The organism is Alcanivorax xiamenensis (genome assembly GCF_009846745.1).
Taxonomy (GTDB): Bacteria; Pseudomonadota; Gammaproteobacteria; order Pseudomonadales; family Alcanivoracaceae; genus Alloalcanivorax; species Alloalcanivorax xiamenensis.
This window is the reverse complement of sequence record NZ_AQPF01000002.1, coordinates 246,027-266,653: the sequence shown is the minus strand read 5'-3', so window position 1 is coordinate 266,653 and position 20,627 is coordinate 246,027. Positions and strand designations below refer to the sequence as shown.

The window sequence follows — 20,627 nt, the reverse complement described above, 5'->3', positions numbered from 1 at the left end:
ATCCGGAGAGGGACGTTATGAACGCCAATGCCTTGATCGAGGAACTGCAGGGGCTCGGAGTGGAACTCTGGGCGGAGCAGGAACAATTACGGTTCCGTGCGCCCAGGGGGGTGCTTACCGAGGAGCGGCTTGCCACGTTACGCTCGCTCAAGACGCAAGTGGTCGAATTGCTTCGCGGCGCGGCCTTCGACGCGGTGACCGCCGACAGCGAAGGCCGCCATGAGCCTTTCCCTTTGACCGAGGTGCAGGAAGCCTATCTGTTGGGGCGCAACGAATCCTTCGGCTTTGGCGGGGTGGCCTGCCACGGTTATCTGGAAGCGGTGTATCCGGCTTTGGAACCGCAAGTGTTGGAGGACGCCTGGAATCGGCTGATCACCCGCCATGACATGCTGCGTGCGGAGGTCAGCGCGGACGGTTACCAACGGATATTGCCGGAGGTCCCGCACTACCGGATCGCCATCGCGGATGGACGTGGCTGGTTGCCGTCCGAATTGGAGCGGCATTTACAGGCAACCCGCTCGGAAATGGATCATCGGCTCTATCCAATCGGGCAATGGCCCATGTTCGAACTGCGTCTGACCCGCACGCAAGGGGCCGACATCCTGCATTTTTCTCTGGATGCGTTGATTGCTGACTGGGCCAGCGCGGGGATTCTGTTCTCCGAACTGAATCAGTTGATCCAGGGGCATGGCGATACCTTGTCCGAACTGGAAATCAGCTTCCGCGATTATGTCCTGGCGCAGCGGCGCATGCGTGAGGGGAGCGCTTATCGGCAGGCCCGTGACTATTGGCTGGCGCGACTGGATGACCTGCCGCCGGCACCTCAATTGCCGGTTTTGTCATCGGCTGCCGCGGACAAGGCCTGCTTTCATCGGCATCACTGGCGGTTACCGGCCGGGCATTGGCGGGCCTTGCGCCAGCAGGCCACCGGGTACGGGCTGACGGCCTCCAATGTGGTGTTGACCGCTTACGTCGCGGTACTGCGGCGCTGGAGCCGAAGCCCGGACTTTTCCCTGAACCTCACCTTACTCAATCGCCAGGCGCTTCATCCACAGGTCCATGCCTTGGTGGGAGACTTCACTTCGGTGAGCCTCCTGGCGGTCCGCGCCGCTGATGATTTGCCCTTCCATCGACGGGCGGCGGCATTGGGGGAGCAGCTTTTCGCCGACTTGGATCACCGGTTGTTCTCAGGGGTGGAAGTGATTCGGGAGATCGGCCGGCGGCACGGGCAAGACGCCGCGTTAATGCCGGTGGTGTTCACCAGCGCCATCGGGCTGGGTGGCACCGGCGAGGCGGAGATCGGCTGCCGCCTGGAGAACGGTGTTACCCAGACGCCCCAGGTCTTCCTGGATTGCCAGGTCCGCGACGACGAGGGCGGCCTCGAGGTGAACTGGGATGTTCGTCAGGGCGTGTTTCCTGCCGGGCTGGTCGACGATATGTGGGAGGCCTTCCAGACCCTGCTGCTCGACCTGGCCGGCGGCGAGCACTGGACGGCCACGGAGCCCGTGGTATTGCCCGCCTGGCAGACGTCGACCCGGGCCAGGGTGAATGATACCGAGGCGCCGGTGCCGGACCGGCTGCTGCACCAGGCCGTGCTGGAGCAGGCCGCGCGGACGCCCGACGCTGACGCGGTGGTGGCCCCCGGAGAAACGCTTTGCTATGGCGATCTGGTTCGCCGTGCCGGGGCCGTGGCCGGCGCCTTGCGTGACCAGGGCTGCCGCGCCGGCGATCACGTCGCGATCGTGATGAGCAAGGGCGTGGAGCAGGTGGTGGGCGTCCTCGGCGTGTTGCTGGCCGGCGCCGCCTACCTGCCTCTGGATGTTACTCAGCCCGCGAAACGTCGCGATAAAGTGCTTGCCGATGCCGCCGTCGCGGCGGTGTTGGTGCAATCATCAAACCGGCCCCGGGATCTGCCCGAAGGGCTGCCGGTCATCGAGGTCGACCGGCTCGACGCCACGGAAGGCATGCCGGAGGTCGCTGGCGGTGACCCGGACTCCCTGGCGTATCTGATCTATACCTCGGGCTCCACCGGCGATCCGAAAGGCGTGATGATCACGCATCGCGCCGCGCTCAATACCATCGAGGACATTAATCGCCGATTCGACGTCACCGGCACCGATCGTGTGCTGGGGCTGGCGAATTTGAACTTTGATCTTTCCGTCTACGATATCTTCGGCCCGCTTTCACGCGGCGGCGGGTTGGTGCTACCGGACGCTCAACGCGGGGCTGATCCGTCTCATTGGGCGGAATGTGTTATCGGACATGGCGTCACGCTTTGGAATTCGGTGCCGGCACAATTGCAGATGCTGACCCATTACCTTGATGCGGAACCGGCCGCCATGCCCAGCCTGCGTCTTGCTCTGGTGTCGGGGGACTGGGTACCGCTGTCGCTGAAAGCGAATCTTCACCGCCACGCCCCGGCGGCGGACCTGGTGGCCTTGGGCGGCGCCACGGAAGCGGCGATCTGGTCCAACTACCATCGGGTGGCGACGGTGGACCCGGAATGGACCAGCGTTCCCTATGGACTACCGCTGGCCAATCAGGGGTTTCGGGTGCTTGACGCGGGCCTTCGTGACCGCCCGGTGTGGGTGCCCGGCGAGCTCTATATCACTGGAATGGGATTGGCCACCGGCTACCTGGGCGACGCGGCGTTGACCGAAACACGCTTTTTTCACCATCCGGTGGACGGACAGCGCCTGTATCGAACCGGTGATATGGCCCGATATCTGCCGTCCGGCGAGTTGGAGTTTCTTGGTCGCGATGACGGCCAGGTCAAGATCCGGGGGCATCGTGTGGAACTCGGTGAAGTGGAGGCGGCGCTATCGGCATATCCCGGCGTGGCCGCCGCCGTGGCGGTCGCCGCCGGGAACGATAAAGGGGATCGGACCCTGTTGGGGTTTGTCGAAGCGAAGCGGGGGACCACGCCACATGCCGCGTCCCCGCCGGTCGATGCGGCGCGACGCCTGGCCGGGCACCAACTGAAGGATACGGACACCGAACACGCGGCGGATCAGGTCGATGCCCTGCATCGTGCCGCTTTGGTTTCGATGCTTTGGCTCCTGAGGGAACATGGGTTGTTCTCCGACCGGGAAAAGGGTGTCACCCCGGATCAAGTGTTGCAGGCCCTGACGGTGGCGCCACGCCACCATTGGTTGGTGCGCCGCTGGTTGGCGTTGTTGGTGGCGCATGGGTGGCTCACCGGTGATGACGCTGGCGGCTACCACCTTGCCACGGAGCTGGCGGCTGATGACATGGAGCGGTCATGGCGCATTGTGGCGGAGAGGGCGGCGGGACGAGAGGGTGGCAGCGCCTTTGTCGCCTACCATGAAGACCATGTGGCGCGCCTGCCACGGCTGTTGAGCGGTGAACAGAATCCGTTTGAACTGCTGTTTCCCGAAGGCTCCCAGGAGCCGGCCCTGGCCTTGTACCGTGATGATCTGATCGCGCGCTACAACAACCACGCGGTGGCGGCGTTCGTGAATCGGGTGGCGGTGGCCAATGAGCGGACGGAGCCGCTGCGCGTTCTGGAGATTGGCGCCGGTACCGGCGCCACCACCGAAGCGGTGGTGCCGATGCTCGACGGGTGCCGGGTGGAATATCTGTTCACCGACCTGAGTCCGTTCTTTCTCTCCGCCGCCCGGCAGCGTTGGCGGGCGCTGTCCTGGATGCGTTTTGGTCTGTTCAATCTGGACCAGAATTACCGGGCGCAGGGCCTGGCGCCGAACTCCATGGACGTGGTGATTTGCGCGGGGGTGCTCAGCAGCACCCGCGATCCCGACGCGGCGGTGGGCCGCATCGCTGAATTGCTGGCACCGGGAGGCTGGTTGATCCTCACCGAGCCGACCCGGGAACATCCGCATATCATGCTCACCCAGGGTTTCATGATGGAGCCGGCCGGTGATCGGGAAACCGGTGCCGCCCCGTTCCTGTCCCAAGACGGCTGGCGCGACCTGTTGGCCGGCCAGGGAGGCGAGGATGTCGTCTGTTTGCCGGATGCCTCGCACCCCCTGTCGGTTTGGGGCATGAATATGATGGCCGCCCGTTTCAAAGCGGATCGCGCGCCGCTGTCTTGCGAATCAATCCGCCAGTTTCTGGCTGAGCGATTGCCCAGGTACATGATCCCCTCCCATCTGCAGGTGCTTGATCGTCTGCCGCTCACCGCCAATGGCAAGGTGGACCGCAGCATCCTGAGCCGCTGGCTGCCAGCGCCGCTGATGGGAGAAGACACCCTCGCCGAGACGCCCTCGGACGACCCTCTGGAGGACAGCCTCGGGGCGCTATGGGCGGCGGCTCTGGGTCTGCCCGCCATCGGTCGCGATGACAACTTTTATGATCAGGGCGCCGATTCCCTGGTGCTGGCAAGAGTGGCCGGACAGATCCGTGACACCGTGCCGGCGGCGGGGGATTTCACCTATGACGCCTTGCTCCGGCAAATGCTCAATGAGCCGACGGTGGCGGCGCTTGCCGCGGTCTTGCGCTCGGCGGCGGAGGGTGACACGGCCACGCCGGTGGATGGCGGCGCGCCCGCCGAAGTGGGAACGGCACAAACACGTGCAGGGAGTAACGCGCTGATCGTGCCATTCGGCGGTGGTGAAGGGCCGGTACGGGTACTGTTCCACGCCGCGCTCGGCACCATGGATTATTTTCAGCATCTCGGCCGGGCGCTGGCCGCCCAACAGGTCGGCCCGGTGATCGGATTGGCGGTGGCGGACGCCGAGCAGTATGTCTCCATTCCCCATCAGGAGTTGATTGGCCGGGTCGCCGACGACTACGCACGGCGTTTGCTGGATGAGGGCTATCACCGCTTTCAACTGATCGGTTATTGCCTGGGCGGGTTGCTCGCCATGGAAGTGTCCCGCCGCTTACTGGAGCGGGGCGTGGAGGTCATCGACCTGACGCTGGTGGACAGCATCCCCATGTTCATCAATACCGATGAGGAACTCGCCTTCGAGGCGATTTTCGCGCCGAACCTCAATCTTGATCCGGTCAAGGATGTGTTTGGCGAGGGGCTGAACGAGGCGGATGTTTATCGCGCCATTGAAACGCTGATGCAACGCCATGAGCGGCATATTCCCGCCGGCGCGATGGCGGCGTTGGATGGCGATGACGGGCTGCGGGCGGTGGCCGGGGCGGTGCGACGTCGCTCGATGATTCCCCAGGACCAGCGCCTTGCCGAATACGCCCGCGTGGCCGCCGGTAAAGCCGGCGTGCCGGTGGGGCCGGAGCTTATTCCCGCCTTGTTCCGGGTATGCCGGCACAGTATGCGGGCAGCCTGTTTCGACCCCGCGCCCTATGTCGGTGACATCAACTACCTGCGTTGCAAGGAACAGCAATCCTTTGGCATTACCGCCGGTGTGGGCCATTACGCCGCGCCGTTCTGGCAAAACGCCTGCCTGGGCGTGTTCAACCTGATCGATGTGCCGGGCAACCACTTCAGCGTGATCGAGCCGCCCCACGTGGAGACCGTGGCCGCTCACCTTGCCGAGACTTTACGGAGAGCACTGTGAGTCGAAAGACCAATGAGCCCTTGTACCAGTTGCGGTATCCGGTGGCGGGGCTGATCCGTCTCGGTGTACTGCTGGGTGGCGTGGGTGCACTGACATCGCTGCTGCCGTTTGTCGCCATCGTCGAGCTGGGTCGGGTGCTGTTGTCGCCTGGGCCGCTGGATATCGAACGGGTGGCAATCACGGCGTTGGTGATCGCGCTGGCATTGGTGCTGGGCTGGTTGTGCACCGGGCTGGCGCTGTGGGCCACCCATGTGGCCGATCACCGCATGCAGGCGGCGTTGCGCCGTGATCTGGTGCGGGTACTGGGGCGCGTGCCTTTGGGCTGGTACTCGGATAAGACATCCGGCGCCATTCGCAAGGCAGTGCAGAACGATCTTGAGGATCTGCATCACTTGGTGGCGCACCACGACGTGGAACGGATCGCCGCCTTGGTATTGCCCGCGTCGGGGCTGCTCTATCTATGCTGGCTCGACTGGCGTCTGATGGTGCTGGCGGTGGTGACTTTTCCGGTGTACGCGGTGGCCTACGTCTGGATGATGCGGGGGTTCGGCGACAAGATGGTGCAACTTGACGCCAGCTTTTCTCGGGTCAGCGCCGCCATCGTCGAGTTCGTTCATGGCATTACCGTGGTCAAGGCCTTCGGACAGACCGGGCGGGCTTATCAAGGCTACCGGGAAGCGGTCCATGATTTCAGTGAACGGTATGCCGGCTGGGTACGCCCCCTGTTGCGGTTGGAAGCCCTGTCGTCCCTGGCGTTGTCGGCGCCGGTGATCCTGTTGGCCACGCTCGCTGGTGGCGCCTGGTTCCTGTCCCGGGGCTGGGTCGGGCCGCTGGATGTGATGGCCGCGGCCCTGGTGGGCATGGCCCTGCCGCAAACGTTGTTGACGTTTAATCAGGGCATGGTGGCGCAGCGCAACGCCCAGGCCGCGGCGAAGCGTATTGCGTCGTTGCTCTCGACGGAACTACTACCGGAAAGCCGGCACCCACGCCAGCCTGCAGGTAGCGCGGTGGAGTTCGAACAGGTGTCGTTCCGTTACGGCGATGGCCATGAGGTGCTGTCCGATATTTCGCTGCATTGCCGGCCTGGCACGGTGACCGCCCTGGTGGGCCGTTCCGGGGCCGGCAAGTCCACTCTGGCCACTCTGGTGCCCCGGTTTCACGACGTCGGTGCTGGAACGGTGCGTATAGGTGGGGTCGATGTGCGGGAAATCGCCCCCGAGGTGCTGTATCGAAAAGTGGGGTTCGTGCTGCAGAACGCGCAGCTGGTGCGCGGCACGGTTCGCGACAACCTCTGTTTGGGCCGACCCGACGCCGAGGACTCGGCGATCATCGAAGCCGCCCGTGCCGCCCGGATTCACGATCGTATCGTGGCACTGCCGCGCGGCTATGACAGTGTCATCGGGGAGGACGCGGTGTTCTCCGGCGGCGAAACGCAACGGCTGTCGATCGCGCGAATGCTGCTCGCGGACACGCCGATTCTGATCCTGGATGAAGCCACCGCTCATGCCGATCCGGAATCCGAGGCGCGGATCCAGGACGCCTTGTCGGTGCTGGCGAAGGGGCGGACCGTGCTGGTGATCGCCCACCGCCTGGCGTCGGTGATGACCGCGGATCACATCGCCGTGCTCGACGGTGGGCGGATTACCGAGCTGGGCGGCCATGAAGCGTTGCTGCGGCACGATGGTCTGTACGCGCACCTGTGGCGATTGCAGACCGGGCCGGCGGAGGAAGCCAGTGAATGGGAACGGGAGGCACGGGCATGATCAGTGACCTTCTGAAAATACTAGGCCCCAAGCACGCCGGGGATTTGCGTCGCTATTTGCTGTGGCTGGGGGCTTACGCGGTCCTTCAAGGTGTGGCCACCGCCTTTCTCGTGCCGGTACTGGCGGCCATGATCCACGGTGATGGGCAACGGGCCGCTTACGGCCTGATCGCTCTGGCATTGACCGTGCTGCTGGTGGCGGTGGCCCATTATCGCCAGGCCATGAAAGGGTTCTCCCTGGCGCTGGTGGTGTTGACCACCTTGCATGACCGGCTCGGCGCGAAACTGGTCTCGCTGCCATTGGGGTGGTTTTCCTCTGAACGGGTGGGGCGCCTGTCACGCAGCGCCACTGGTGGCACCATGATGGTGACTAACGTGTTCGCGCATTTGCTGACGCCGGTGGTGACCGGGGTGCTGACACCGGCCACCACGGCTCTGGCGTTGTTGTTTTTTGACTGGCGCCTGGGACTGACCGTGCTGCTGGCGGCGCCATTTATTTATGTTTTGCATCATTGGTCGGCGTCCTGGATCGCACGCACCGAGCAACGGGTTGATGCCGCGGGCGTTGAAGCCAGTAACCGGGTAGTGGAGTTCGCCCGTCTGCAACCGGTGTTGAGGGCGTTTGGCCGCACCCGCGAAGGGTACCCGCCGCTGGACCAGGCCATTGACGCACAGCAGCAAGCGGGCGGCGACCGGCTCAGCGCCACTTTTCCCCGCTTGCTGATGGCGGGCCTGAGCGTGCATCTGGCCTTTGCCGCCCTGCTGGTGGTGGGGCTGATGCTGGCACTTGCTCATGCCATTGACACCGTGGAACTGGTGGCGCTGCTGGCGTTATCCGCCCGCCTGGCGGGACCGTTGGCGGAAGCGGCGGCGCGCAGTGGCCAATTGCGCATGGCGGCCAATGATCTGCGGCGCCTGGCCGATATCTTCGATCAGCCGCCGCTGCCGGAGCCGGCGCGCTCCTTGCCGATCAGCGACCCGGGGACGGTGTGCCTCTCCAACGTGGTGTTTGGCTATCGGCCGGAACAGCCCATCATCGACGGCGTCTCGCTGCGGGTGCCGGCGGGCAGCATGACCGCCATCATTGGCCCATCCGGATCCGGCAAGACCACCCTGACCCGGCTGATCATGCGATTCCATGATGTTGACAGTGGCGCGGTACAGGTCGGCGGTGCCGATGTCCGTGGTCTGACCAGTGCGGATCTGATGGCGCAGATCGCGCCGGTGATGCAGGACGTCTATCTGTTCGACGATACCTTGGAAGCGAATATCCGCATCGGCGCGCCCGGCGCCAGCGATCAGGATGTCCATGAGGCCGCCCGCCTGGCCGGTGTCGATGAAATTGTGAAAAGGCTGCCGCAAGGCTGGCGCTCGCCGGTGGGCGAGGGCGGTGGCGCCTTGTCCGGCGGTGAACGGCAACGCATCTCCCTGGCTCGGGCGCTGTTGAAAAAGGCCCCTATCGTGATTCTCGACGAGGCCACCGCCGCCCTGGACGCCGAGAACGAACGTCATGTGCAAAACGCCCTTCGTACCCTGCGCGCGCGCTCCACCCTGATCGTGGTGGCCCATCAGTTGTCGACGATCCGTTCGGCGGACCAAATCGTCATGCTCGAACACGGGGCAGTGGTCGCCACCGGCACGCACCCGCAGTTGAGTACCAACGAACCCAGGTACGCGGAATTCTGGCGCGAACGTCAGCGCGCCCGGGGCTGGCGTCTCACCGACGTGGAGACCTCGGCATGATCGCGGTGTTGGGTGGTTATGGCGAAGTCGGTAAAGCGGTGGTGCGTGCGCTGCTGGCGCTGAGGTCGGGGCCTTTGCGGATTGGCGGCCGGGATCCGGTTTCCGCCGAGGCATTCGTACGCACCCTGGATCAGGGACCGGTGGAAGTCGTGACGGTGGATATCAACGATGCGGGCTCTCTGGAGCGTTTCGTCCACGGCTGCACTGTCCTGGTGAACTGCGCCGGCCCTTCCCACCGGATCGGTGAGGGGCCGGCTTTAACCGCCTTGCGCGCCGGCGCGGATTACCTGGACGTGGCCGGTGATGAGCGTTTGCACGCCCGGCTGGATGATCGGGCCTGGCGGGAACAGGGCCGTCGGGCACTGCTCTCGGCGGGTTTGCAGCCAGGGCTGACCGCCTTATTACCATTGTGGCTGGCGCACACCGGATTTGATCGGGTGACATCGCTGACCAGCTATTTCGGGCTACGGGACCTTTTCACCGCGGTGGCCGCCGAGGACTACCGGCAGAGCGTCGAGGATGGTATCGGTCAGCCACGGGCGGCCTGGCGGAACGGTGGTGTGCGGACCGGGGTGCTGATCCGTAAGAAGGGCGTGGGCTTGCCGTTCTTCCCCGGCCCGGTAACGGTCATGCCGTATTTGAATCAGGAGGCCGAACGGGTGGCCGCTGCTCTCGAGCTGGAACACGGGGACTGGTACACGGCGCTGGCCGACGGTCCAATGCGCTCGGTGTTCGACCGGCTTCATACCTGTTCACGCGAAGACGCCTGTATGCAGCTGCAGCGTATGAGCCGGCTGGACCTGGCCGGCAGGGCGCCGTTCGTGACGCTTTTGCTGCGGATGACCGGGCACCGGGAGGGCAAGGAGAGAACTTGTTCGTTGGCGTTGCGGGGGCATCGCAACGCCGACCTGACCGGTGCCCTGGCGGCGGTGGCGGTTGACGCGCTGGCACGAGTCGATGTTCCCGCCGGCCGTCATTTCGCAGCCATGGTATTGGACCCCGGGGCCGCGGTGGAAACGCTGCTGGCCACCGGGATGACCGCCGGACTGTCCGTTATCGAAGGCCCGTTGGAAGCGCTCAACGAAGCCGAGGAGGGGGTGCTGTGATCATCGAGCCCGCCGAGGCCCATTTGGCTGGTGTTGCCGGTGTACGCCGCCATGGGCGTCCGGTTGTCGAGCCCGAGCGGATTCCGCGGGTGATGGAACATCTGGAGGCGGTCGGGCGCCTGGCCATCCGCGACGGTTTGCATCGGTGTGGCTGGCATCACGGTGAGCGTCTGCCGCGTCGGGATCTGACGGCCAGACTCGGCGTGGCGCACCGGCATGCCGGACTGCTGCGGTCGTGGCTTTCGGCTTTGATGTCGGCCGGAATGCTGGAGGAGACAGGCGGCTCTCTCGGTTGGCGAGGCAAGGCGCCATCACCGGACTTCAACGTTAGCGCCCCAAGTGAACTGGAATGGGCCTACGCCGACCTGGGCTTCCCGCCGATCATGGCGAGGGTGCATGGGCGTGCCCTCGAGTCTCTGCCGGATCTGATTCGAGACATGCTCAGTATTGAGCAGGTGCTGTTTGCCGACGGTCGGGTTCTGCAAGCGCTGGCGGCCTATCAGGACAACTTGTTCACCACCTACCTCAACAGCGCCTGCGCCCATCTGGCGAGGCGCCTGGCCGAGTCACGTTCAACCCGTTCGCTGAAGATCGTGGAACTGGGTGGTGGCGCCGGTCTGACCTCTGCCTCCGTGCTGCGGGAATTGCACGGCATCGAGGTGGACTATCTGTTTTCGGATCTGTCGCGGTTGTTTACCGTCGCCGCCCGGGACCGGTTTTCCGCGAGGCCGGGAATGCGGTATGGCCTGCTGGACATCAACACGGCCTTCACCACGCAGGATGTCGCCGCCGACAGCGTCGATCTGGTGGTGGCCGGCAATGTGCTGCACAACGCCCGTGATCTGCGCGCTACCCTCGCGCATATCCGTCAGGTCCTGGCGCCGGGAGGGTGGCTGTTATTCACCGAATCCTGCCGTGACAACCATGCCGTGCTGACTTGTATGCAGTTCCTGCTGTCGCCGGCGTCCGGTGCCGCGGCGCCGGGCTGGTCGGATCGGCGCGGGGTGTCCGGCAGCCCGTTTCTGAACCTAACTGGCTGGCGGGACACCTTGCGGCAGGCGGGATTCGCACCGCTGCTGATTTTGCCGGAAACGGCATCGCCCTTGGCCGCCGCCGGCCAGTACCTGTTTCTGGCCCGGGTGGATGATGACATGGACATGGGGGCCGTATGACGACGCCTTTTTATCAGTGCCTTCTTGATCGGCTGGCAAGGTCACGGGACGACATCGTGCTACATGATGGGAATGGCGGGTGGCACGGGGCGCGATTACTGGAAGCGGTGCGGACGTATCAGGCCTTGCTGAACCAGCATGCCCTGGAGCCCGGAGATCGGCTGATCTGGTCCGGCGACGAAGGGGGAGAGGTGCTGGCATTGCGTATCGCCGCCATGGCCCACGGCTGCCGCTTTTTCCCCGGCGGTTCATCCTATACGGGGGCGGGTCGTGCGGGTGAAGGTCTGGCGATTGCAATATCCCCGGTTCTTTTTGCCGAAAAAGCCATGGATGGTGGCAGCGCTGGGAAAACGCTCAGATCAACGGACCACGATGTCACCTTGGTTACACTGCGGCAAAAGTTGGAAGGCGCTCGCCGTCTGGCGGTGCTGTCTCCTTTGTCCGGGGTTGGCGGTGATCTGTCCCTGGCCGCCTGGGGCGTGCCGGCCATGGTGCGGTACTGCGATGTTGGGCAAGCCGCCGGAGTCTTTGCCTTCCTGGAATCCGCCGAGGTTGACTCGCTGGTGCTGTCGGAGGCCCGGCTCCGGTCTCTATCGGCGCATCCGGCAGCGTTGCTGGCGGGTCCCGTGTCCTTGCAATCCTTGTTCATAGAAAGTCATGTCGGCACCGATCAACGGGAGTTGATGGCACTGCTTGCCGAGGGCCCTTTCCAGGCGCGTAGGACCCACTTTCTGGTGTCTTCCGACCAGCAACTACTGACGTTGGAAGAGGCCCGCTCGCGGCGTCGCCAACAGGGACGGGATCTGGAACTGGCCGCCATCGCCCATCCGGGGGTGAGTGAGGCGAGAGCGCTGGAGGATGACGCGGGCATCTGGGTCTTGGCGGTAGTGGCGGCGGAATGTACGCCCGTGCCGGTGCGGGAGGCACTCTGGCGAGACCGCGTTTTGACCTCGCTGGGTGGGCATTTCGCCGACGCCGATTGGCGTGGCGGCGTGGCGGCGACCGAGCGCCTGGCGGATATCGCCTTGCGCTCCATGTTGAATGCGCTGTCCCACCGAGGCGTCTTCAACACGCCGGAGGCGGGCTATTCGGAAGAGCAGGTGCTGGCCTGCGCCGCTGAACGCCATCGTCCTCTATTGCGCCGCTGGCTGGCGGTGCTGGAGCACCAGGGACTGCTCCGCCGTGATGGTGGTCAACTGGCGGTGGTGGCGCGGACCGGGCGCTACGACGACGCGGCCCTGGCGTTGGCCTGGGACGAGATGGCGGTGCTCTGGCGAACCGTGACCGGCGCTTCCGGCACCATCGACTACGCGCGGGAAAACAGCGCCGTGCTGGCCCAATTGCTGGCCGGGGAACGCAAGGCCGTCGAGGTGCTTTTCCCGGCAGGGCGTACCGAACGGGCGGCAGCCCTGTACCGGGAAAGCCCGGCGGCCCGTTATCAGCATCGCGCCGTGGCCGCGCTGCTGGCGGAGATCGCCGCGCCCCGTGACGCCAACGACCCGCTGCGCGTTCTGGAAGTCGGCGCCGGCACCGGGGCAACGTCCGAGGTGGTTCTGCCGGCCCTGGCGGGCAAGCCGCTCCACTATGTTTATACCGATGTTTCGCGCTTTTTTCTGGATCAGGCCGCCGAGCGCCTGGACCGGGACCCGCGGGTAACTTTCGCGCTCTACGATATCGACCGCCCGCCACGACAACAGGGATTTTCATCCCATCAATTCGATGTGGTCATCGGTGGCGGCGTGTTGAACGCGGCCCGCGACACCGACGCCTCCGTGGGCTGGCTGCGACAGCTGCTGCGGCCGGGAGGCTGGCTGGTGATCACCGAACCGACGCGGGAGGAATTCTGGGTGATGGCGTCCCAGGCGTTCATGTTGGCGGACGCCGACGACGAGCGTGCGCGCTCTGGACGGACCTTCCTGGATCGGGGGCAGTGGCTGCGGGTGCTCGACCGGGCAGGTCTCGACCGGGTACTCGATTTGCCGCCGGAAGACCATCCATTAGCGGCGTTGGGACACCGGATCTTCGCCGCCCGGACCAGGGCCGACCGTGCCGATGTCCGGCCCGACGAGGTGCGACACCACTGCCAACGGGCGCTGGGAACGATCGTATCCCGGGTGGAGATTGTCGACCGGCTTCCCGAACCGGGCGAAGACGGGAACTTTGATTGGGCCCGCACCGTTGGGGAGGTGAAATGACAAGCACTGTGGAACCGCCGCTATCTTATCCGTTCAATCGCTTCGACGGCCTGGAGCTTTCGGAGCAGTACACCCGGGCGCTGAGCCGGACCGGATTGACCCGCATCACGCTGCCGTTCGATGGCGACGCCTGGCTGGCGACACGCTATGAGGATGTCCGTCTGGTGCTTTCGGACCGCCGTCTCAGCCGGGCGGAAGCGACGCAGCGGGAACGGGTGCCACGGGCCTTTCCCCGTGTCGCTGGCGGGATCGTGATCATGGATCCGCCGGAGCTTACCCGTTTGCGTAAACTGGCTCTGCAGGCGTTCACGGTACGCCGCGTGGAGGGCCTGCGGCCCCATGTGCGGGAAGTCGCCGACGGCCTGATCGACGATATGCTCCGCCGTGGCGCACCGGCGGATCTGGTGGCGGATTACGCCTTGCCGATCCCGATGTCGGTGATCTGCCAGTTGTTGGGGGTGCCGTTGGCGGATCAGCCCCGTTTCAAGATCTGGAACGATTCCCTGTTGTCCACCAATGCGCTGTCCGCGGAAGAGACCCAAAAAAACCTGGGTGAACTGTCCCAATACATCATGGGACTGATCAACGAGCGACGGGAGCAGCCCAGGGACGATCTGATTTCCGCCATGATCCAGGCCCGGGATCAGGACGACCGTCTGTCCCAGGGGGAACTGGTGCTACTGTGCATCGCCATTCTGGTGGCGGGCTACGAAGGGGTTTCCTCCCATATTCCCAACTTTCTTTACACCCTGCTGTCGCAGCCGGAAACCCTGGACCGGCTGCGTTCGGATCCGGCCCGTATTGCTGACGCGGTGGAGGAACTGCTGCGTCTCATCCCGCTCGCTTCGGCGGCGATGTTCGTGCATTTCGCCCGTGAGGACGTGCAAGTGGGGGACACCCTGGTGCGCGCCGGGGAGGCGGTATTCGCGTCGGTTGGCGCGGCTAATCGGGACCCGCGCCGTTTCCCTCGGCCGGACCGTCTGGACATCGACCGGGATGCGTCAGGGCACTTTGCTTTCGGCCACGGCATGCACCATTGCATTGGCGCCGGGCTCGCCCGGGTGGAGCTGCAGGAAGCGCTGGGGGCTTTGCTGCGGAGATTTCCGGAGATCCATATTCGCGGAGAGATCGAATGGAAGACCAAGACGTTCTTTCGCGGCCCGCTGCGGATGCCGGTGGCATGGTGAGCCGGCACGGCGGTGGGCGACGCCGCGTGGTGGTGGCGGGCACCGCTTTCGGTCGCATTTACATTGATGCGGTGTTGTCCCGCCCGGATTGTTTTCAATTGGCGGGCTTGCTCGCCAAGGGCAGCGAATATTCCCTCGCCTTGGCGGAGCGCCGGGGCGTGCCGTTGTTTACCGATCCGGAACAGGTTCCCGATGACGTCGATATCGTCTGCGTGGTGGTGCGCTCCGGCGCCCTCGGTGGCGATGGGGCTGAACTGGCGTGCGGATTGCTGAAGCGGGGTTTCCATGTGTTGCAGGAACATCCGGTGCACGGTACGGAAATCGTCGACTGCCTGCGCGCCGCCCGGGCCGGTGGCACCGCCTATGGGGTGAATACACTGTACCCGACTATCAAGCCGATTCGGAGGATGCTGGCCGTCGCGGCTCATCTGCGTCAGCAGCAGCCGCTGGCTTTTATTGACGCCGCTTGCAACAGCCAGGTGGCGTATCCGTTGATCGACATCCTTGGACGCGCGGCTGGTGGGTTGCGGCCCTGGTCGTTTCGGGCCGGGCCGGAGCCGGCCGGCATTGCATCGACGCCATTTCGTTCCCTGAACGCGATCATTGGCGGCGTGCCGACCACGTTGCGCATCCAGAATCAGGTGCATCCCGACGATCCGGACAACCATTCCTACCTGATGCACCGCATTACGTTGGGCTGGGAAGGCGGCGTGCTGACATTGGCCGAAACCCATGGACCGGTGCTGTGGAATCCGCGCCTGCACGCGCCTCGTGATGACACCGGTCGCTTGCTGATGGCGGGACTTGGCACCGGGCGTCTGGCGGTTCCCAGTACCGTGACGTTGAGCGACCCGGTGGCGACGGATTATCACCGCGTGTTCGCCGACGTCTGGCCGGAGGCGGTGGTGTCCGCGCTGTTGCGCCTGTGCCGGGATATCGAGGATCCGGCGCGGCGGGCGGCCAGCGGCCAATGGGCGTTGGCCGTATCACAAGCATGGAAGGATATGACGGCGCAGGTGGGGATGCCGGAACTGATCCGTCCGGACGAACCCCGGGAAGTGTGTCTCGACGCGCTGCGGGCGGCGGCGATGGAAGAGGAGGGGTGAGATGAGTCTGTCCTGCAGCCATGTGCTGCTCTGGGTGCGCGATCTCCATCAGGCGGTGGTGGATTTCCGGGCTCTCGGGTTTCAAGTGGACTACGCCACCGACCCGGAAAAAGCCCAGCACGCGCACATCTGGTTTCGACGCGGGCCGGTGATCGAATTACTGACCACACCGGCCAATGCCCGTTATTTCAAATGGCCCATCGATCTGATGGCCGGGCGTGGTGCCGGCGAGCGCATGGTGCGCTGGGGGGAGGGCGGGGAAGGGTTTTGCGATGTCGCGGTGGTGACCAATGATGACCCCAAGGCGGTGACGGCCAGACTGAAACGCTGCGGCATCACCCTCGGCCGTTTCGTGCCCTGGCGGCGTACCCGTCCAGACGGCCAGCGTACCCGCTTCCGCTTCGCCTACCCGCGTCATGGCCGGCTTCCCTTTTTGGTGACGCCCTATGATCCGCCGCAGCACCCGGCCACCGTGTGCCACGACAACGGCGCCACGGCGCTGCGGCGAGTGCGTCTGGGGGCGCGGGTGGAGGACCGCGTGCTGTTGAACAATCTGGTGAGCGACGACCCGGTGTTCTCGGTCGAATCGGCGGAGCGAACCAGTGTGCTGTGGATCGAGCTGGAGGGCCTGTCCCATGCACTGGACGGGACTTTGACACACGGCGCCTCGATTCGACCTGCCGCGGTGTCGGCTGGAGCGATGGGGTGACCCGTACCTCTGTTGACTGCAAAGGAGGCAACCATGTTGGAAGGCTGCGTACCCTGGCCGCCGGAATTGGCGGAGCGCTATCGGCGTGAAGGCTATTGGCGTGATCTCGATCTGGGCAGCTGGTGGCGGCGACGCGCTGCTGAGTTCGCCGATCACCCCGCGCTGGTGGACGGTGAGCGGCGCTGGAGCTACCGGGAACTGGATGACTGGGTAGAACGGCTGGCGGCGGGAATACTGGCGACGGGATTCAAGGCCGGTGAACGAATGCTGCTGCAACTGCCCAACCGGGCGGAATTTGTCGCGTTGAGCCTGGCGCTGTTCCGTGTCGGGGTGATTCCCGTACTGGCGTTGCCGGCGCACCGGGAAAATGAAATCCGCCATTTGGCACGGCTTTCGGCGGCCCGGGCCTATGTGATCGCCGATACCCATCTGGGCTTCGATTATCGTCCGATGGCGCGGACGTTATTGGAGCAGGTCGATACCCTGCGTTCGGTGTTCGTGGTCGGAGACGCCGGCGGCTTCCAACGCTTTGCCTCCCTGGACGCCGAGCCGCGTCCGATCGCCGTGCCCGCTGCCGATGACGTTGCCGTGTTGCTATTGTCCGGCGGCACCACCGGCTTGCCCAAACTGATTCCCCGCACGCACAACGATTATCTGTATAACGCCCGCGCCAGCGCCGAACGGACCGGATTCTCCGGTGATACCCGCTATCTGGCGGCATTGCCGGTGGCGCACAATTTCCCCCTGGCGTGCCCGGGGTTGCTGGGCACGTTCGAGGTCGGGGGCACGGTGGTGCTGTGCCCCGATCCCAGCCCCGATACCGCCTTCGAACTGGTGGAGCGCGAACGGATAACGGTGACCGCTCTGATCCCGACACTGGTGCGTGTGTGGCTGGAGTTCGCGCTCCATGCCGATGCTGATCTGAGCAGTCTGAGTCTGTTACAGGTGGGCGGCTTCCGTCTCAAAGCCGAGGTGGCGGCGCAGGTCGGCAAGGTCCTGGGTTGCGGTTTGCAGCAGGTTTACGGCATGGCGGAGGGTCTGTTGTGCATGACCGCGCCGGATGATCCGCCGTCACGGATCCTTGATACCCAGGGCCGCCCCCTTGCCGAGGACGACGAGATCCGGGTGGTGGACGAGCAGGGCCAGGACCTGCCGGATGGGGAAGTGGGCGAGCTGCTGGTCCGCGGGCCCTACACTCTGCGCGGCTACTACCGGGCGGAGACACACAACCGGCGGGCCTTTACCGAGCAGGGGTATTACCGCAGTGGCGACCGGGTGAGGCGTTTGGAGGGAGGCTATCTGGTGGTGGAAGGCCGGGACAAGGACGTCATTAATCGTGGCGGGGAAAAGGTCCCGGTGGAGGATGTGGAGAACCACCTGCTGTCGCATCCGGCGGTCGCCGATGTGGCGCTGGTGGGCCTGCCCCACGAGACATTGGGCGAATGCAGCTGCGCGTGCATTGTCGTCAAGGGCGAAGCGCCGCGATTGTCGGAGTTGAATGCGCATCTCTCCGCTGCGGGGATGGCTGCCTACAAGTTGCTGGATCGGCTCGAAATCGTGGATGGCTTTCCGTTGACTCGGCTAGGCAAGATCAATCGGCGGCAGTTGGTCGAGCTGCTTGTCGCCGAGGAGGTCTCGTGATGAGCGCAAAGGTGAGGCACCCGGCTGTTCGCTGCTTTCGTCTCAGCGAACAGCCGTCGGCGCGTCTGGTGTGCCTGCCGCATGCCGGTGGCAGCGCCAGCTGTTACCGCGACTGGGGCAAAGCTTTGCCTGATCACCTCGATCTGCTGGCGGTGCAATATCCAGGGCGGGAGGAGCGCTACCCGGAACCGTTCGCGGACTCCCTGGAAGCGCTGGCCGATGAAATCACCGAGGCTTTGACGCTGTTCGCCGAGGTGCCGCTGGTATTGTTCGGGCACAGCCTCGGCGCCGCTTTGGCTTATGAAGTGGCGCTGCGGCTGCGACGACGGAATCTGTCACTGAAACGTCTGGTGGTGTCCGCCCACCCAGCTCCTCACCGGCAACGCGAGAGCGCGCTCCATCAACAGGGCGACACGGCGCTGCTGGACGACATACGACGCCTTTCCGGCGGCAGTACCCCGCTTGATGAACCGGCCATGCGTGAACTGTTCATGCCCATGCTGCGTAACGACTACCGGCTGATCGAACGTTACAGGCGAGATTTTCCCGACGAGATCGACGTGCCCGTGGATGTGTGTTTTCCCGTTGATGACGACGAAATTAGCGGAGACGAGGTGCGCGCCTGGCAGGATGTCACGCCCTGGACGCTAGGGGTGCTGCCTTTTCGCGGCGGTCACTTCTATCTGCGCGAGCAGTATCGGGATGTGGTCGACAGAGTGCTGAAACAACTGGACTCCCCGATCGGACAAGGAGATAGAGAGCATGTTACATCCTGACGAGTGCACCGGCCTTGCCGATATCCGCCAGGCGATCGATACGCTGGATCATGAACTGGTGGGGCTCCTGGGCAAGCGGATGGGGTACGTGTTGGCCGCGTCACGGTTCAAACCGGATGAAGCGAGTATCCCGGCGCCGGACCGGGTAGCGGCGATGCTGGTGGAGCGCCGCCTCTGGGCGCGAGAAAACGACCTGGACAGCGACTTCGTCGAATCCCTCTTTGAGCAGATCATTCCCTGGTTTATCGCCCGCCAGGTGGAATATTGGCGTGAGCAGAGGGGGCAGCGATGAAGATGACGCGGATGGGCGATTTGGAATCCGTGTTCGCCAAGGCACGGAAACAGGCCCGGCAATCCGGCCAGCCGGTATTGGCGGTTGTGAGCCTTCCCTGGTCCGGCGCGGACCCGATGGCGTTATACCAACGGTTGGACGCCGCGGGGGTGGACTGTCTGTACTGGGAAACCCGGGAGCCGCAACGGGTGCTGCTGGGGATCGGTCAGGCATTGGAGTGCGTGCCCGACCCGGATTCCGGTCTGACTGGTCTGCAACACCGTTGGCGGCGGCTCAATGATGACGCTGTAGTGGAGGGCGCGGAGGTAGCGCGCGCCATTGGCGGGCTTCGTTTTGATCGGACAGCGAATCAACAGTGGCCGTGGCAATGCTTTCCCGCTGCCTGTCTGACGGTGCCGCGTCTGCTGCTGGAGTGCACGGCGCGGGGAAGTTATTTGATCTGCCATAAGCTGGTGCGACAGGACGACGACCCGGTGACCGAAAGTCATCGCTATCGACGTGATATCGAGACGCTGCTTTCCAGTGAACAGGCGGTGTTGTCGTCTCCGCCGGCTTCGACTTTGGTGCGGGAGCAGGGGATCGGCGCTCGGCAATGGCAGGCGAAGGCAGAAGCTCTGATTGACGCGATCCGGGCGGGCCGGTTGAGCAAGGTGGTGCTGGCGCGGCACCTGCACCAGACCTACTCGGCGCCGTTGTCCGCGGCTGCCGTGCTGTGCCGTTTGCGTGACGCCGACCCGTGCTCTCATCTCTTTGCCGTTCATCGTGGTGGCCTCTGTTTTCTCGGGGCGACGCCGGAGCGTTTGGTCCGCGTACATCACGGCAGGGTGGAGACACATGCTCTGGCGGGCACCATACGGCGTGGTGACAATGCTGAGGACGACCAACGTCTTGGCGAGCAACTGCTGGCCTCGGACAAGGACCAGCACGAGCACGAGCTGGTGGTTCAGGCTATCCGTGATGCGCTGCGTCCGCTGCTTGATGAGCTCACGATCTCCCCGGAACCGGTGTTGCATCGCCTGCCGCTGATGCAGCATTTGAGTACCCGCATCGAAGGTCGCATCGCCGCGGGATCCGGTGTTCTTGACTTGGTGCAGGCCATGCAACCCACCCCCGCCGTGGCGGGCTATCCGCGGCACGAGGCTCTGGCTTGCATCCGCGTCCACGAACGCTTCGATCGTGGCTGGTATGCAGGTCCCCTGGGATGGATTGACGGCGCAGGTAATGGCGACTTCGTGGTAGCGCTACGGTCCGCCTTGATCAGCGGCAAGGAGTGCCACCTGTTTGCGGGGTGTGGTTTGGTGGGGGATTCGGAGCCTGAACATGAATACGGAGAGACCAGCCTTAAGTTGTCTTGCATGTGCAGAGCGCTTGTTAGCGATAGAACCTGATGTCCTGGCGGTCACGAAATCACTCCTCAACGCATTCTTTAAA

At 64.5% G+C, this 20,627-nt stretch carries 13 protein-coding genes; all 13 read left to right on the top strand.

All coding sequences use genetic code 11. From position 1 onward, the window contains the following. Positions 1–17: 17 nt before the first annotated feature. Genes A6D6_RS02740 through A6D6_RS02680 form a run of 13 tightly spaced genes read left to right on the top strand, consistent with a single transcriptional unit; the run spans position 18 to position 20,584 of the window. Complete coding sequence (locus A6D6_RS02740; protein ID WP_159659852.1) at positions 18–5,507, top strand: non-ribosomal peptide synthetase; 5,490 nt, start codon at positions 18–20, stop codon at positions 5,505–5,507. Then, the gene (locus A6D6_RS02735; protein ID WP_159659851.1) at positions 5,504–7,270 is read left to right on the top strand and encodes an ABC transporter ATP-binding protein; all 1,767 of its coding nucleotides are present in this window, start codon (positions 5,504–5,506) and stop codon (positions 7,268–7,270) included. Before A6D6_RS02740 ends, A6D6_RS02735 begins: the two co-directional genes overlap by 4 nt. Further along, positions 7,267–9,012 carry an ABC transporter ATP-binding protein gene (locus A6D6_RS02730; RefSeq protein WP_159659850.1) on the top strand — a complete coding sequence of 582 codons (1,746 nt, stop codon included), beginning with the start codon at positions 7,267–7,269 and terminating at the stop codon, positions 9,010–9,012. Before A6D6_RS02735 ends, A6D6_RS02730 begins: the two co-directional genes overlap by 4 nt. Beyond that, positions 9,009–10,118 carry a saccharopine dehydrogenase NADP-binding domain-containing protein gene (locus tag A6D6_RS02725; protein ID WP_133492341.1) on the top strand — a complete coding sequence of 370 codons (1,110 nt, stop codon included), beginning with the start codon at positions 9,009–9,011 and terminating at the stop codon, positions 10,116–10,118. The genes A6D6_RS02730 and A6D6_RS02725 overlap by 4 nt, the downstream gene beginning before the upstream one ends. Beyond that, positions 10,115–11,290: a class I SAM-dependent methyltransferase gene (locus A6D6_RS02720; RefSeq protein ID WP_133492342.1), complete on the top strand. Its 1,176-nt coding sequence runs from the start codon at positions 10,115–10,117 to the stop codon at positions 11,288–11,290. The genes A6D6_RS02725 and A6D6_RS02720 overlap by 4 nt, the downstream gene beginning before the upstream one ends. Then, positions 11,287–13,485: a class I SAM-dependent methyltransferase gene (locus A6D6_RS02715; protein WP_159659849.1), complete on the top strand. Its 2,199-nt coding sequence runs from the start codon at positions 11,287–11,289 to the stop codon at positions 13,483–13,485. The genes A6D6_RS02720 and A6D6_RS02715 overlap by 4 nt, the downstream gene beginning before the upstream one ends. After that, the gene (locus tag A6D6_RS02710; protein ID WP_133492344.1) at positions 13,482–14,672 is read left to right on the top strand and encodes a cytochrome P450; all 1,191 of its coding nucleotides are present in this window, start codon (positions 13,482–13,484) and stop codon (positions 14,670–14,672) included. Before A6D6_RS02715 ends, A6D6_RS02710 begins: the two co-directional genes overlap by 4 nt. After that, a complete protein-coding gene (locus A6D6_RS02705) occupies positions 14,618–15,778 on the top strand; it encodes a Gfo/Idh/MocA family oxidoreductase (protein ID WP_236563954.1) in 1,161 nt (386 codons plus the stop codon). The genes A6D6_RS02710 and A6D6_RS02705 overlap by 55 nt, the downstream gene beginning before the upstream one ends. 1 nt (position 15,779) lies before the next feature. Beyond that, a complete protein-coding gene (locus A6D6_RS02700) occupies positions 15,780–16,487 on the top strand; it encodes a VOC family protein (RefSeq protein ID WP_133492345.1) in 708 nt (235 codons plus the stop codon). Between the two features lie 33 nt (positions 16,488–16,520). Continuing rightward, the gene (locus tag A6D6_RS02695) at positions 16,521–18,128 is read left to right on the top strand and encodes a (2,3-dihydroxybenzoyl)adenylate synthase (protein ID WP_133492346.1); all 1,608 of its coding nucleotides are present in this window, start codon (positions 16,521–16,523) and stop codon (positions 18,126–18,128) included. After that, complete coding sequence (locus A6D6_RS02690) at positions 18,128–18,904, top strand: thioesterase II family protein (RefSeq protein ID WP_159659848.1); 777 nt, start codon at positions 18,128–18,130, stop codon at positions 18,902–18,904. The genes A6D6_RS02695 and A6D6_RS02690 overlap by 1 nt, the downstream gene beginning before the upstream one ends. After that, positions 18,891–19,196 (top strand): isochorismate lyase, encoded by a 306-nt coding sequence (locus tag A6D6_RS02685; RefSeq protein ID WP_133492348.1) that lies wholly within the window; start codon positions 18,891–18,893, stop codon positions 19,194–19,196. The genes A6D6_RS02690 and A6D6_RS02685 overlap by 14 nt, the downstream gene beginning before the upstream one ends. Then, complete coding sequence (locus A6D6_RS02680) at positions 19,193–20,584, top strand: isochorismate synthase (protein ID WP_133492349.1); 1,392 nt, start codon at positions 19,193–19,195, stop codon at positions 20,582–20,584. The genes A6D6_RS02685 and A6D6_RS02680 overlap by 4 nt, the downstream gene beginning before the upstream one ends. Positions 20,585–20,627 lie beyond the last annotated feature (43 nt).

Coding starts and splice junctions, on each gene's coding strand:
- A6D6_RS02740 (WP_159659852.1), top strand. CDS start 18: ATGAACGCCAATGCCTTGATCGAGGAACTGCAGGGGCTCGGAGTGGAA.
- A6D6_RS02730 (WP_159659850.1), top strand. CDS start 7,267: ATGATCAGTGACCTTCTGAAAATACTAGGCCCCAAGCACGCCGGGGAT.
- A6D6_RS02725 (WP_133492341.1), top strand. CDS start 9,009: ATGATCGCGGTGTTGGGTGGTTATGGCGAAGTCGGTAAAGCGGTGGTG.
- A6D6_RS02715 (WP_159659849.1), top strand. CDS start 11,287: ATGACGACGCCTTTTTATCAGTGCCTTCTTGATCGGCTGGCAAGGTCA.
- A6D6_RS02710 (WP_133492344.1), top strand. CDS start 13,482: ATGACAAGCACTGTGGAACCGCCGCTATCTTATCCGTTCAATCGCTTC.
- A6D6_RS02705 (WP_236563954.1), top strand. CDS start 14,618: ATGGAAGACCAAGACGTTCTTTCGCGGCCCGCTGCGGATGCCGGTGGC.
- A6D6_RS02700 (WP_133492345.1), top strand. CDS start 15,780: ATGAGTCTGTCCTGCAGCCATGTGCTGCTCTGGGTGCGCGATCTCCAT.
- A6D6_RS02695 (WP_133492346.1), top strand. CDS start 16,521: ATGTTGGAAGGCTGCGTACCCTGGCCGCCGGAATTGGCGGAGCGCTAT.
- A6D6_RS02690 (WP_159659848.1), top strand. CDS start 18,128: ATGAGCGCAAAGGTGAGGCACCCGGCTGTTCGCTGCTTTCGTCTCAGC.
- A6D6_RS02685 (WP_133492348.1), top strand. CDS start 18,891: ATGTTACATCCTGACGAGTGCACCGGCCTTGCCGATATCCGCCAGGCG.
- A6D6_RS02680 (WP_133492349.1), top strand. CDS start 19,193: ATGAAGATGACGCGGATGGGCGATTTGGAATCCGTGTTCGCCAAGGCA.